Annotated in this window: 7 protein-coding genes; all 7 read left to right on the plus strand. The window is 47.8% G+C overall.

Annotation, left to right across the window (positions count from 1 at the left end):
* Positions 1–116 precede the first annotated feature (116 nt).
* The 7 genes from HMPREF1640_RS08070 to HMPREF1640_RS08100 all read left to right on the plus strand — a co-directional run bounded on the left by HMPREF1640_RS08070 (position 117) and on the right by HMPREF1640_RS08100 (position 13,637).
* A complete protein-coding gene (locus HMPREF1640_RS08070) occupies positions 117–1,424 on the plus strand; it encodes an inositol-3-phosphate synthase (RefSeq protein ID WP_036893786.1) in 1,308 nt (435 codons plus the stop codon).
* A 280-nt stretch (positions 1,425–1,704) separates the two neighbouring features.
* A complete protein-coding gene (locus tag HMPREF1640_RS08075; RefSeq protein ID WP_036893812.1) occupies positions 1,705–4,437 on the plus strand; it encodes a substrate-binding domain-containing protein in 2,733 nt (910 codons plus the stop codon).
* A 175-nt stretch (positions 4,438–4,612) separates the two neighbouring features.
* Positions 4,613–7,729 carry a TonB-dependent receptor gene (locus HMPREF1640_RS08080; RefSeq protein ID WP_036893788.1) on the plus strand — a complete coding sequence of 1,039 codons (3,117 nt, stop codon included), beginning with the start codon at positions 4,613–4,615 and terminating at the stop codon, positions 7,727–7,729.
* A 22-nt stretch (positions 7,730–7,751) separates the two neighbouring features.
* The gene (locus tag HMPREF1640_RS08085) at positions 7,752–9,491 is read left to right on the plus strand and encodes a RagB/SusD family nutrient uptake outer membrane protein (protein WP_036893790.1); all 1,740 of its coding nucleotides are present in this window, start codon (positions 7,752–7,754) and stop codon (positions 9,489–9,491) included.
* A gap of 206 nt (positions 9,492–9,697) precedes the next feature.
* Positions 9,698–11,383: a DUF4980 domain-containing protein gene (locus HMPREF1640_RS08090; protein ID WP_231565868.1), complete on the plus strand. Its 1,686-nt coding sequence runs from the start codon at positions 9,698–9,700 to the stop codon at positions 11,381–11,383.
* A gap of 29 nt (positions 11,384–11,412) precedes the next feature.
* Complete coding sequence (locus HMPREF1640_RS08095; RefSeq protein ID WP_036893791.1) at positions 11,413–12,588, plus strand: MFS transporter; 1,176 nt, start codon at positions 11,413–11,415, stop codon at positions 12,586–12,588.
* A 164-nt stretch (positions 12,589–12,752) separates the two neighbouring features.
* On the plus strand, positions 12,753–13,637 hold the full coding sequence (locus HMPREF1640_RS08100; RefSeq protein WP_036893792.1) for a carbohydrate kinase: 885 nt from the start codon (positions 12,753–12,755) through the stop codon (positions 13,635–13,637).
* Positions 13,638–14,659: the final 1,022 nt, after the last annotated feature.

The following is a 14,659-nucleotide window of genomic DNA, read 5'->3' on the forward strand; positions in this document are numbered from 1 at the left end:
GTTCAAATTATCTGCAAATTCAGTAATGAGAGGACGTGTAAACGCAATAAGGACGTTCAAGGGTTTAGTTGCGGATTTGAGGTTAACTATACTTGATTCTAAAAACTATAAACGCAATGAAAAACGAGAATGCGAAACCCGCAGAGGGCAAATTAGGTATCATGGTGGTGGGCTGCGGAGCCGTGGCCACGACTTTTATGACAGGTGTGCTCATGGCTCGCAAGGGATTGGCCAAGCCCATAGGTTCCATGACCCAATACGACAAGATACGTGTGGACAAGGGAGAAGGCAAGCAATATCTTCATTATGGCGACATAGTGCCCTTGGCTAAGCTCTCTGATATTGTTTTTGGCACATGGGACCCATATCCACAAAACGCCTATCAGGCTGCCATGTACGCTGAGGTGTTGAGAGGAAAGGATATCAACCCCGTTCGTGACGAATTGGAAAAAATAGTGCCCATGCCAGCAGCTTTCGGCCACAACTATGCCAAACGTATAGAAGGCGACAATATAATGAAAGGTGCCACGCGCTGGCAGATGGTGGAAAATCTGCGCAAGGATATTCGTCAATTTAAAGAAAAGAATGGCTGCGCGCGCATAGTGGTGATCTGGGCAGCGTCGACAGAAATATATGTTCCTTACGACGAGAAGTGCTACAGCACTATTGCCAGCCTTGAGAAGGCTATGAAAGATGACGATCGGCAGCATGTGGCTCCATCGATGTGCTATGCCTACGCGGCCTTAAGCGAGGGTGCTCCGTTTGTGATGGGAGCGCCAAACACCACCGTGGATATCCCGGCAATGTGGCAAATGGCCGAAAAGACAAGAATGCCGATAGCTGGCAAGGACTTTAAGACAGGTCAGACACTCGTGAAAAGCGGTTTTGCGCCAATCATTGGCACACGCTGTCTCGGCTTGGACGGATGGTTCTCCACAAATATTCTTGGCAACCGAGACGGTCTTGTATTAGATGAACCGGAAAACTTCCACACCAAGGAAGTGAGCAAGCTCTCTACTTTGGAAAGCATATTGAGAGCCGAGGATCAACCCGATCTGTATACAGACTATTATCACAAAGTACGCATCAACTACTGTCCGCCTCGTAATGATAACAAGGAGGGATGGGACAATATTGACATTTTCGGTTGGATGGGCTATTCCATGCAGATCAAGATCAACTTTCTTTGTCGCGACTCCATACTCGCAGCGCCGTTGTTACTTGACCTGACACTGCTCGGTGACCTTGCTGCCCGTGCTGGGCGATATAGCATACAGCGGTTCTTGAGTTTCTTCCTCAAGTGCCCCATGCACGATTTCACAAAAGACGAGCAACCTGTAAACAACCTCTTCCAGCAATACACCATGCTGAAAAACGCCATTAGGGAAATGGGTGGATATGAGGCTGACGAGGAGATAGATTAAGTTTTGTTACTTTCATATTTTTTTTTCATGGGGGAGGTCAAGGCCGTGGGCCGTGACCTCCCTTTTGATTGATGTGACATGGGCGTTTGCGTAGAGCATACGCCATGACCCGTTGGGCGGCTGTGACAAGTGTAATGATCGTATCAAGCAGTGACAGCACTGTGCCCACGACGAAGTTATGGCTTTGACAGGGCATGTCCGGTTTTGAAAGTTTTTGGCGTGCTGGAATGAATTACCGCACCTTTTTGTTATCTTTGCAAAGATGATAAACCATGAGTCTATGCGAAAGACATCGTTTGCCTTGTTCCTTATATTGCTACTTCTGGGTTGTGAAGACCATCATAAGAAATACGTGATAGGTGTTTCGCAGTGCAGCGAGGACATCTGGCGAGACAAGTTGAACAGGGAGTTGAAAACCGCTGAATACTTTAACGACTCGTTGGAGGTGGTACTCGCCTCTGCTAATGACAACAGCCAAAAACAGATAGCACAAATCAACCATTTCGTGAATGCCGGAGTGGACCTTATCATTGTGGCCCCCAACCAGTACAAGTCCATCACCACTGCCATAGAGAATGCGTATCGAAAAGGCATCCCGGTGATACTGTATGACCGCAAGGTGGCCACTGACAAATACACCGCTGCTATTGGTGGCGATAACTATGGCATAGGTAAGGCTATGGGCAATTTTGTGGGACACAGGCTGCATGGTCATGGGCGTGTGGTGGAGATAAGGGGCTTGGAGGGCTCTTCGCCTGCCACCGAGCGGCATAAAGGGTTTGTAGACGCGCTCAAAGCATTTGAAGACGTGCGCTTGGTGGCCTCGGAGGCGGGCGACTGGAAAGAAGAGAGCGGCATCAAGGCCATGGACAATATATTGGAAAGAACACGCCAATTTGACTATGTTTTTGGACATAACGATCGCATGGCTTGGGGGGCATATATGTCATTGTGCAAGCATGGTGTGGAGAGAATGCCCAAGTTTGTAGGCGTGGATGCTTTGGCCACGGAGGGAGGAGGATTGGAATTGGTGCGTGACGGCTTGTTCGAGGCATCATACGTGTATCCCACCAAAGGCGATGAGGTCATCGCTTTGGCCATGAAGATATTGCGCGGGCAGCCATACAGACGTGAAAATCCGCTCACGACTACCATCGTGACTCGTGAAAACGCAGAACTATTGCTCATGGAAGCCAAGGATATGGCACGACAAAATTCCAATCTCGACTTGATGCACAAGAAGGTAGATGCCTATTTTAACCAATACACCATGCAACGGTGGTTTATTGTGCTGTTGGCAGTGGTCCTGGTTTGTATAATCATTGCCGTTGTCGTGACATACAGGGCGTATTTGGATAAGGCTAAACTCAACGCGAAACTGACTGATAGCAATGTGGAGTTGCAACGGCTGAACGCTGAGGTGAAAGATATGACGCAGGCCCAATTGGCCTTTTTTACCAACGTGAGCCACGAGCTGCGCACGCCCCTCACGCTGATAGCCGATCCGATAGACCGCCTCCTCGAGTCGACCGGCATGCAAGTTAGCACAAGACAAACACTTGAGATGGTGCGCCGCAATGTGCGTGTATTGGCGCAATTGGTTAACGAGATACTGGATTTTAGAAAAGTGCAGAGTGGCAAGATGGAGTTGCGGCTCGGTCGCTTTGCCATTGCTCGGGAACTGCGCGAGTGGTGTGCCGCTTTTAAGTCGGCTGCCGAGGCCAAAGGTGTCAGGTTGGTTATGGAATGTCATGTGGACGACGAAGAGACCATTATGGCCGATGCGGAGAAGATTAATCATCTCTACATGAACCTGATGAGCAATGCACTGAAATACACATCCGGGGGTGGAAGTGTAACCACAATAATAAAAAGGCAAGGCGACCATTATATAATATGTGTGGAGGACACGGGCGTCGGCATGGCGAGAGAAGACCTGCCAAACGTCTTTGACAGGTTCTACCAAGCACATGGAACTGTCGGCGGAACGGGCATAGGGCTTGCCTTGGTCAAGGCTTTCGCCGAGTTGCACCAAGGAAAGGTTAGCGTAGAGAGCGAGATGGGCAAGGGAACTCGTTTTGTGGTGAAGTTGCCTGTACGGCAGGCGGGAGCCATCGTAAATGAAAGGACGAGTGTTGGAACAACCACCATGCCTGTTGCGTGGCATGAAGAAGGGCCAGTTAACGTGGATACCCACTTGGACGACGTGGTATCGGCGGACAAAACAGCCAAACCCGAAATACTTGTCATTGATGACAACGACGACGTACGCTCTTATCTGAAGTCTATATTGAGAGGTCGTTACCATGTGATGGAGTCTGCTAATGGTAAAGATGGTTTGGCTTTGGCTCGAAAAATGGTGCCAGATGTGGTTGTTTGTGACGTGATGATGCCCGTGATGGATGGGTTGGAGGTTACCCGAGCGTTGAAGACGCACACAGAGACAAGTCACATTCCGGTAATTTTGCTCACGGCAAGGACGTTGGATGAGCAGATGACAGAAGGCTATGAGACGGGTGCAGACTCGTATATCACTAAGCCGTTCAGTTCCAAAGTGCTTTTGGCTCGTATCGGCAACCTGTTACAAAACCGCGAGCGACTGCGCCAATTGTTTGCCAAAGGCGAGACGGCAGAGTTTGGGCGGGGAATGGAGACCAAAGCTCCCGAAGCGTCTGCGAGACCATTGATGGGCGACAGGGATACGCGTTTCATCGCCAACCTGCGCGCTATCATACAAGCGTCGCTGTCAGATCCTGACCTTAACGTTGAACGTATAGGCGAGGAGGTAGGACTGAGCAGGGTGCAACTTTATCGCAAAGTGAAAGCCCTCACGGGTAGATCGCCAGTGGAGCTCTTACGGACGGCCCGACTTCTGCGTGGTAAAAAACTACTCGAGACCACGGGACAAAGCATCTCAGAGGTGGCTTACGCCGTGGGTTTTACATCGCCTTCTTATTTCACCAAGTGTTTCAAGGATGAGTTTGGCGCGAGTCCGAGTGAACTTATGAGTTGAGGCGCAAAGGCAATAAATAGTTTTCCTCAAGTGCAAAAAATCTTTCATTGAATAACAAAAATGTTACGTGGTTTACGTTTTTGCTATTCAATGAACGATATTTTAATGACGGCATGACAACTTTGCTCTAATTTTGTGAGCGTTAAACCTAAGTACTAACGTAAACGAACATTCGATGGAAAACCTAAAAAGGACAATCATGAGCCTTGCGCTCATAATGGTTTGCGCGGTCACGAGCGCGCAACAACTCAAGGCTTCGGGCTCTATTGTCGATGGGACAGGCTTGGAGGTAATCGGTGCAACGGTCATGGAGAAAGGTACGAATAACGCTACCGTGACCGACATAGACGGAAATTTTAAGTTGGAGGTGACTAAGGGGGCAACGCTTGTCATCTCTTATGTAGGCTATCGCACAATGGAGTTTCCTGCCGCGGTGGCTATGAAAATCATCCTTAAGGAAGATGCCAACGATCTTAACGAGGTAGTAGTGACGGGTTATACCACCCAACGCAAGGCCGACTTGACCGGGGCGGTATCGGTAGTGAAGACCAATGCCATAAGGACATCGCCCGATGCGGATCCTATGAAAGCGCTTCAGGGACGTGTGGCAGGTGTTACCATCACAGACACAGGGTCGCCTAGCGGTACAGCCACGGTTCGCGTGCGAGGCATAGGGTCTTTCAACTCTTCGCAAGAACCTCTGTATATCGTGGATGGTGTACCATTAACATCGGCCATGAACACTTTCAACTCAAACGACATCGAAAGCATGCAAGTGCTCAAAGATGCTGCATCGGCCTCTATTTATGGTAGCAGGGCCGCCAATGGCGTGATTATAATCACGACAAAGCAAGGCAAGAAGGGAGACAAAATAAAAGTGGACTTCTCGGCTAACCTCACCGCACAGTTCTACACGCCACAGTCAAAGATGAAACTGTTAGATACCAAGGGATACGCTACGGCTATGGCACAAGCCGCCCTGAACGATGGGATGGATCCTGTGGCTTATGCCGCCAATTATGGTTTAAACCTAAAAGCGGAAAAAGGCGTGGATATTACGGCGTGGAATCCTATAGCCAAACGTTATGAAAACTTTACGGTAAATGGTCGCTATGATGGCTATATCAACTCTAAACGTAGTATGGTTTGCTCGGATACTGACTGGATGGGAGAAATCTCGAGAGTGGGTTTCTCTCGCAACTACAATGTATCTCTATCAAGTGCGACGAATAAAACCACTTCCATGTTTTCATTGGGGTATAAGAAAAACGATGGAATCTTGAAATATACCGATTTTCAAAGTATTGCGGCTCGATGGAACAACTCTTATCAAATAAACAAAATGGTGAAGGTAGGAGAGAACTTTACATTGTCGTATAATAAGCAAGTGGATAGTGCACCCATGGAGAACGCACTCAAAATGTCGCCCACAGTACCTGTCTATGAAAAAGACGGGGTGACATTCGCAGGACCTGTGGGTGGTATGAGCGACCGCCAAAACCCTATGCGAGAACTGTATCATAATAAAGACAACCATTTGGACTTTTGGAAACTCTTTGGCAACGCCTACGTGGAAGTTACACCACTGAAAGGTCTCTTGTTCAGATCTAACTTCGGTTTGGATTACACCACGTCGTTTATCAATGCCTTGACGCATACCTATGCTTCTGATATTGTGAATAACAATGTAGCCAAAACAGATTTGGGACAGACTAATAACACCAATTATACATGGTCTAACACGCTCAACTACCTATTTGATTACAACAAAAACCATCATTTTAACGTGCTACTTGGCTCAGAGATCAACAAGCAGAGCTTGGTGGATTTTCACGCCCTTTCCGAAGGGTACGCTTTAGAAACCAAGCACTATATGTGGCCTAATGCAGCCACGGGAGCTGCGCATAATATGGGAGCGAAAGTGGGATACCGCCTTGCGTCGTTCTTCGGAAAGGTAGATTATAACTATAGAGACCTGCTATTGGCTTCGTTCACGTTACGTCATGATGGCAGCTCTCGATTTGGAGAGAAGCACCGTTGGGGCGATTTTCCCGCAGCCACACTCGGTTTTCGCTTTTCTGAACTAATGCACGCGAGATGGATAGACGATTTGAAACTGCGCCTTTCGTGGGGTAAAACTGGTAATCAGGGTATTGACAATAATGCACATTACGGCCTTTACGTAGCCGACTATGGCCTTGATCGCACCACGTCCACGGCTTACGACCTAAGTCTCGCAGGCAGTGGCACGTTCCCGTCGGGCTATAGAGCCATACAAAGGGCTAACGAAAACTTGAAATGGGAAACCACCACGCAGTATAATATAGGCTTGGACTATATGTTTTTTGACAATGCGCTATATGGCACGGTGGACGCGTATATCAAGGATATCACGGACATGCTCATCAATCCAGCGTATCTGGCGGTGATGGGTGAGGGTGGGGCACAATGGTCCAACGGCCCATCGCTACGCAACTGGGGTATGGAGTTTATGATGGGCTATCGCCAAACCTTGGCTAATGGGCTGGAAATAGACATAAACGGAAATCTCGATTTCTTCCGCAATAGGGTAACACAACTACCATCTTCGACCACAGGCTCTTACGCACACACTACAAAACAAAACTTAGTGGAGGCTCGCAAACCTTACGGCTCCATCGTCGGGTATGTTACCAACGGATTGTTCCAAACGAAAGAAGAGGTGCTTGCCTCAGGGCAACCAAATGCTAGACTTGGTGGCTTGAAATATGCGGACTTGGATGGAAACGAGCGTATTACCGAGGCAGACCAAACTTGGATATTCAATCCAGTGCCCGCTTTCTCGTATGGCTTGAACGTAGCCTTGAACTATAAGGGGATAGATTTAAGCATGTTTTGGCAGGGCGTGATGAACCAAGATGTGTACAACAACCAAAAATTCCAAACAGATTTCTGGAGTGTTACGGACGCAGGCTCCAATAAAGGTAACCGAATGCTATCCGCTTGGACCACCGATAACACTACCTCCACCATCCCTGCGCTTACCACCAATAATACGGCCGACGAGGGACGTGTCTCCAATTACTATGTGGAGAATGGCTCATATCTCAAGTTGCGAACTTTGCAGGTAGGATACAGCCTTCCACAAAATATCGTCTCCAAGTGGCGCATGGCAAGTGCTCGAGCTTATATTTCTGGGCAAAACCTGCTGACCGTGAAGAGCAGCAGTCTCACATGCTCAGACCCAGAGAATCCCAACTGGGCTTACCCATTGGCCACATCAGTATCGTTTGGTCTGCAAATTGGTTTCTAACAACTTTTTATCTCTTTCTGAAATGAAAACAAATATATTATCCTCCATATTTGCAATTGCTGTCGCGACGGTGACAATCGGTTGCAACGACTTTCTTGATTACAAACCAACAGCTATCGTAGACGAGGATCTGGCATTCTCAGACCCTGATGGTATGGTGACGTCGGCCTATGCTATCCTGGGCGACGACTGGTACACTTATCCTTTTAACCTTTGGCCTTACGGCGATCTGGCCTCCGACGATTGTCTCAAAGGTGGATCGGGTACCTCCGACACGGAATATCATGCCGTGGAGGTGTTCAGCGCATTGACACCAACATTGGGACATTTGGACGAGTTATGGTATCATCTTTACGTAGGTATTAGCCGGTGTAACAGAGCTTTATTATCGTTGGACACCTATGGGAAATCCAAGCTCGGTGAGCAAGTTACCGCCCAAAGAATAGGCGAGGTGAAATTCCTAAGGGCGCATCTCTACTACAAACTATTGATGGTTTTTAATAAAATACCTTGGATTGACGAGATGGTCTATAAAGAAGGCAAGCAAGAGCAAATAAGAAACGACGCACTCTCCCATAAACAATTGTGGGACAAAGTTATAGCTGATTTCAAGCATGCATACGACGTCTTGCCCGCCAACCAGTATGAGGGTGGGCGAGCCAACAAAGTGGCGGCAGCGGCCTATTTGGCCAAATGCTACCTGAACATAGCATGGGGTAATGGTTACGAGGACAGCACCGGTATAAAATTCATCAACAAAGACTATATGCAGAAGGTGGTAGAATATACAGACGTAGTCAAAAACTCCAACTATGGATACCTCGATGATTATGGCGACATATTTCTTCCTGAGCATAAAAACAGCAAAGAGTCGGTGTTTGCGGTACAACATTCCAATTACGAGGATGACAATACGAAATACGGCAGGGCCAATTGGGCTAACACGTTGAATGGCATGTGGGGCATGTGGTCGTGCGGATGGGATTTTCACAAGCCATCGCAAGATTTGGTCAACGCCTTTAAAACCAAGGACGGGTTACCCTTGTTTGATGATTATAACCGTTCCAACGACTATCCAGTCAACGGTTTCCCAACCGCACAGAAGTGGGACCCGCGCTTGTTCCACACGGTGGGCATGCCCACGTTCCCTTATAAATATGAGCAAAACTATATGCAGACGAAAGCCAATTCACGCACCCCAAACACCTATGGCTACTATTCTTCCCTGAAAGAGGTGTCGCAACGCGGCAAGGGCGAGACATACAACACGCCGTGGCAGGCTTTTGCCATGAATGATTATGTCATTCGATACACAGATGTAATGCTTGACAGGGCCGAGGCACTTATAGAGATTGGGCGTCTCGCTGAGGCCAGAATTATAATTAACCATATACGGCAGCGCGCGGCAAACTCTATCAATAAGCATATCAATTATGCCGCAAACCAGTGCGAGATAGCACTTTACCCTGACAAATATTTCGCCACACAGGCTATGGCCCGTGAATGCTTGAGATGGGAGCGACGTGTGGAGACGGGTATGGAGCACGCGCGTTTCTTTGACCTCAGGCGTTGGGGATTGCTCTCTAAGACACTCAACGAGTATTTCAAGCGTGAGGTAGAAGACAACTACGAGGGGCAAACTTATGCCAAATACTACAGGGATGCACACTTCACGCCGGGTAAGAACGAATATTTCCCGGTACCATACAATCAGCTTTATTACATCCCTGGCCTCTACTCACAGAATAAAGGATATGAATAGGGGTAATAAAGTTGGACCCTATATCCCATTTTGTCGCATGCGTGTCAGGCGTTTAAGACGTGTTTAGCCATAGGCTAAGAGAGCGTTTAAATAGCATGATAAACTGTAATTGCCATGACAGGCATGCTTTGGCCTCATTTTAAAAAAAAGAATGACTCATAAAAACCTATATGATGTTTAGCACACTTAAAACTACGATTGCCACTATGACGTTGATTTGCCTCTGCGTCATAGCTAACGCACAGCCTTTCGAGACTATGTTTCTCGGCTCTACCCACGCCATGCTGCGTGTGAGCGCTACGGCTAAATACCTACTTTTGCCTGTAGAGGAAAGTCAGGAGAACGCACATCTACGCCTCATCAAAGGAGATAGGGTGGTCAGAGAATTCAATTGCAAATTGGCTGTGAGCAAGGTGGACTATGTTGTACCGCTCCCTCTCGATACTCTTGGCTCATCCCAGGGAATACTTGACATCAGCTTTCCCGATAAGAACGCCAGGACAGAGATGGGCAATGACATACCAATAAACGAATACGTTTGCTGGAAACAGGTACGATACACTGACACTTTCGACACCACCAATCGCGAGCGTCATCGCCCAAGATACCACCACACACCTTTGTGGGGATGGATGAACGATCCCAATGGTATGTTTTACAAGGACGGTACGTGGCACCTTTACTTCCAGCACAACCCCTTCGGGTCACAGTGGGAGAACATGACTTGGGGTCATTCCATCTCGCGCGATTTGGTAAATTGGACTTTCGAGGGCGACCCTGTGCTTCCTGATGCGTTGGGAACCATCTTTAGTGGCTCGGCTGTTGTTGACAAGGATAACACAGCAGGATTTGGCGCTGGAGCTATTGTGGCCATGTACACATCTGCCGCTCGCAGCCAGACTCAGAGTTTGGCGTACAGCGTTGACAACGGCAAGACGTTCGTCAAATATGCTGGTAATCCCGTGCTCGTTTCCAACACCCCCGACTTTCGCGATCCGCATGTATTTTGGAATGAGGAGATTGGCAAATGGAACATGATCTTGGCCGAGGGGCAGCACATGAAAATATACACTTCGCACAATCTCAAAGAGTGGACTTTCGAGAGTGATTTTGGCGAGGGCTACGGCTGCCACGGCGGCGTGTGGGAATGTCCAGACCTGCTGAATATGGGCGATCGATGGTTGCTCATCTGCAACATCAATCCCGGAGGTCCCTTCGGTGGCTCGGCCACCCAGTATTTCGTGGGCAGTTTTGACGGTCGCAAGTTCGTGTGTGAGGACACTCCGGGCGAGATCAAATGGATGGACTGGGGTAAAGATCACTATGCCACCGTCACTTTCTCCAACGCTCCCGACGGCCGTCATGTGGCCATGCCATGGATGAGCAATTGGCAATATGCAGGGCAAGTACCCACGCGGCAGTATCGATCGGCCAATGGCTTGCCGCGTGATCTCGGCCTGTTCACCTATCGAGGCGAGAGCTATTGCAGTGTGAAACCATCCCCCGAGGTGTTGCGCGCATTTAGGGACAAACCATCGAGAAAGCTTGCCGATGCCTGTCGCATAGACGTGAAGCTGCGCGGAAACGCCACCATTACGCTGTCTAACGCCAAGGGAGAGTGTGTGGTGATGACCTACGACGTAGCCAACGAGACATTCAGCATGGATCGTTCCAAGAGCGGCGATACCGCTTTCTCTGCCGATTTTGCTGTCGTGACCAACGCACCCACCCGAGGACGCATGCGCCAACTCCAAATATTTGTGGATAAAAGCAGCATAGAGGTGTTTGACGCAGATGGCAAAATGGCCATGTCTAACATCGTGTTTCCATCGTCTCCCTATACCTCACTTGTAGTCAAGGGTGGCAAAGCCCGCGTCTATGAATTGAGATAAATCATCCAAAGTCTCCAAAAACTTAAATCATGAGTAAAACTAATAAAATAGCCTTCATACCCGTGATGCTCTGTTTCTTTGTCATGGGCTTCGTGGATTTAGTGGGCATCGCATCCAATTATGTCAAGTCAGACTTAGGGTTGACCGACTCGGTGGCCAATGTACTGCCATCGTTGGTGTTTTTCTGGTTTCTTATTTTCTCCGTACCTACGGGTGTATTGATGAACAAGATAGGGCGCAAGAAAACGGTGCTACTCTCGCTTGTCGTCACTATCGTGTCGTTGCTGCTGCCTATTTTCTCAGCGAGCTTTTACGTCATGCTTGTCGCTTTCTCACTTTTGGGCATAGGCAACGCACTCATGCAAACCTCACTCAACCCTTTGGTGTCCATGCTTATCAGTGGTCATTTGGCCTCGACGCTCACCTTCGGTCAGTTTGTTAAGGCCATTGCTTCGTTCATGGCACCCTACATTGCCATGTGGGGAGCCACTGCCGCCATCCCTTGTTTTGGGCTGTCGTGGCGCGTGCTTTTTCCCATCTATATGGTTGTGGCCATTGTGGCCATGCTGTTGCTGGGGCTTACACCTATAGACGAGGAGCGAGCCGACGAGGGGGCGGATACGGAAAATTCTGTGTTGAGGCTTTTCGCAGACAGCTTTCGTCTTTTGGGCATGCCGATTGTGTTGCTCAGCTTTCTTGGTATCATGTGCCACGTGGGCATTGATGTGGGCACCAATACCACGGCACCAAAGATTTTGATGGAGCGCTTGGGCATGTCGCTCAACGAGGCAGCCTTTGCTACGAGCCTATATTTCATCTTCCGAACCGCAGGCTGTCTCACTGGTAGTTATTTCCTGCGCATTATGTCTATCCGATCGTTCTTTGTCATCAGCGTCTCCATGATGGCGTTGGGCATGGCAGGATTGGGTGTCGGCACGGAGCGATGGGCACTCTATGTTGCTATTGCGCTGCTCGGCTATGGCAACTCCAATGTGTTTTCCATTATTTTTTCTCAGGCTCTTCTCTCGGTGCCCACCAAGAAAAACGCGGTAAGCGGCTTGATGATCATGGGGCTTTTTGGTGGTACTGTTTTCCCGCTGTTCATGGGTTTTGCCAGCGATGCCATCGGTCAGGTTGGCGCAGTAATGGTGATGGCGGTAGGCGTGCTGTATCTGTTGAGTTATATAGGTCGTATCAATAAATAACCTGCTACCATATACCGTTCGATCAATAGCGCGCGCATAGTGTATGAAAACATTTTCTGAAATATTACAAACCATATAAATTAAGTTCCGCGCAGGCCTTTAGATTACCATATCGCATTTGCTATCGATGAGGCTCGGAGGCCTCGCGCGGACAATCTGTCATTATGAAACAATATATAGTAGGACTTGGAGAGGCGTTGTGGGACATGCTTCCGCAAGGTGCCCAACTTGGCGGTGCGCCAGCAAACTTCGCGTATCATGCTGGTCAGTTTGGTCAAGATGCAATCGCTGTCAGTGCATTGGGTAACGATATCTTGGGCGACGAGACTCTCAGGCAGCTTGATGGCAAAAGACTTGATTACATCATGCCCCGCGTGGGTTATCCCACAGGTACCGTAGGCGTAGAACTTAACGACGATGGTATACCCACTTACGACATCAAAAACAATGTGGCTTGGGATAACATACCATTCACGCCCGAGATGCAAGATGTGGCGGCCAATGCCCGGGCCGTGTGTTTTGGTACGTTGGCTCAACGTGACGCGACTTCGCGCGGCACTATTCACAGCTTTTTAGATGCCACGCCAGAGAGTTGCCTTAAGATTTTTGACATTAATCTGCGTGGCAATTTCTATACCAAGGAGATCATTCGAGACAGCCTGAGACGGTGCAACGTGTTGAAAATTAACGATGAAGAATTGGTTATAATCGGTCGCATGTTCGATTATCCCGGGCTTGACATGGAGAACAAATGCTGGCTCATCCTTGGCAAATACGACCTTGATATGCTGGTGCTGACATGTGGCACCAATGGCAGCTATGTCTTCGCGCCCGGTACCAAGAGCTTCAAAGAAACACCGAGCGTTAAAGTAGCGGACACTGTTGGGGCTGGCGACTCATTCACGGGCAGTTTCACAGCCGCTATTCTTGCGGGCATGTCCATTGCCGAAGCACACAGTTTGGCCGTGGACGTGAGCGCTTACGTGTGTACGCAAAAGGGCGCAATGCCAACGTTGCCCGCCGAATTGGTGAGTCGAGCGCGAGATTGATAGTTTGGTTTCTTGACGCTTGCATTTGTCAGCAAGCGGCTATAGAGTATGTCCATAATGGGCTGATGCCCATTATGGACATACTCCATACCCTATAAAAAATCTCAAAAAAATCTGACAAAAGGCGGTTTGTGCCTCGCGTATTTGAATTTTTTCTTGCATTAACTCGGAATATTGTGAAAACGGATAGATTTTTGCAACTATCTTGTAGATAGTGTTTTATAGCGTTTTTACGTTATTTTATATCTTTGCGTTCGTTTTTTATTTTCGGATTAAGGTCTAAAGCCGATGCGATTAAGCCTTAAACACGTCTCGTTTAGTTCTTAAACGCAGGTTGTATAGCCTCTAAACGTCACCTGATAAGTACTCAGACGCGTTGCGATTGAGATATTTGGGGTGTCATTATTTTACTTTTTTTGAAATATTAAGAGGTTTGGGGATTGTAGAACGCTTTGTTTTTCTCTAAAATGACAAGTATGGAAGCACATTTTTTTGTGAGTTTAATTTTACACATACACAATCTGCGTTGAGAAATAAGACGATATAGTAGCGTTTTATGCGGTGTGATAGAAAAATGGTTACAGGCATGGCTTGGTTATCGACAATACTGTGTCATGTGGGTAGAGAAGGGTTGGTATGGGTATCATGAGGTCGTGGAGATAATTTGTTAAAAATAAATAAAAATAAACATAAATTTTTGCACGAGCCTGTAATTTGAAGAAAATAAATTAATTTTACATCCTTGTAAGCGGTAGAGAGCATTTCGTTAAAACAAATTAACAAATCATTTCTGTAAGAGGGAGTATAATACAGAAGGATTTAGATGCTTCGTTCGCATGTTACTTACATAATAGTGAAGTATCATGCGATATGCTCAAGTCCAAGATCTTGGTAGAGCAAAGATGTGGCGTAGTTACAATCGCGAGATAGATGACGCCTATCATTTTTAAAAAAACTTGTCTTTACGATGCGCTCCAGTCTCCTTTTTTGTGTATTAAGCACATAGGTTATATTCTTTAAAT

The organism is Prevotella sp. S7-1-8, assembly GCF_000758925.1.
In the GTDB taxonomy this organism is placed as follows: domain Bacteria; phylum Bacteroidota; class Bacteroidia; order Bacteroidales; family Bacteroidaceae; genus Prevotella.

Coding starts and splice junctions, on each gene's coding strand:
- HMPREF1640_RS08100 (WP_036893792.1), top strand. CDS start 12,753: ATGAAACAATATATAGTAGGACTTGGAGAGGCGTTGTGGGACATGCTT.
- HMPREF1640_RS08085 (WP_036893790.1), top strand. CDS start 7,752: ATGAAAACAAATATATTATCCTCCATATTTGCAATTGCTGTCGCGACG.
- HMPREF1640_RS08080 (WP_036893788.1), top strand. CDS start 4,613: ATGGAAAACCTAAAAAGGACAATCATGAGCCTTGCGCTCATAATGGTT.
- HMPREF1640_RS08095 (WP_036893791.1), top strand. CDS start 11,413: ATGAGTAAAACTAATAAAATAGCCTTCATACCCGTGATGCTCTGTTTC.
- HMPREF1640_RS08090 (WP_231565868.1), top strand. CDS start 9,698: ATGACGTTGATTTGCCTCTGCGTCATAGCTAACGCACAGCCTTTCGAG.
- HMPREF1640_RS08070 (WP_036893786.1), top strand. CDS start 117: ATGAAAAACGAGAATGCGAAACCCGCAGAGGGCAAATTAGGTATCATG.
- HMPREF1640_RS08075 (WP_036893812.1), top strand. CDS start 1,705: ATGCGAAAGACATCGTTTGCCTTGTTCCTTATATTGCTACTTCTGGGT.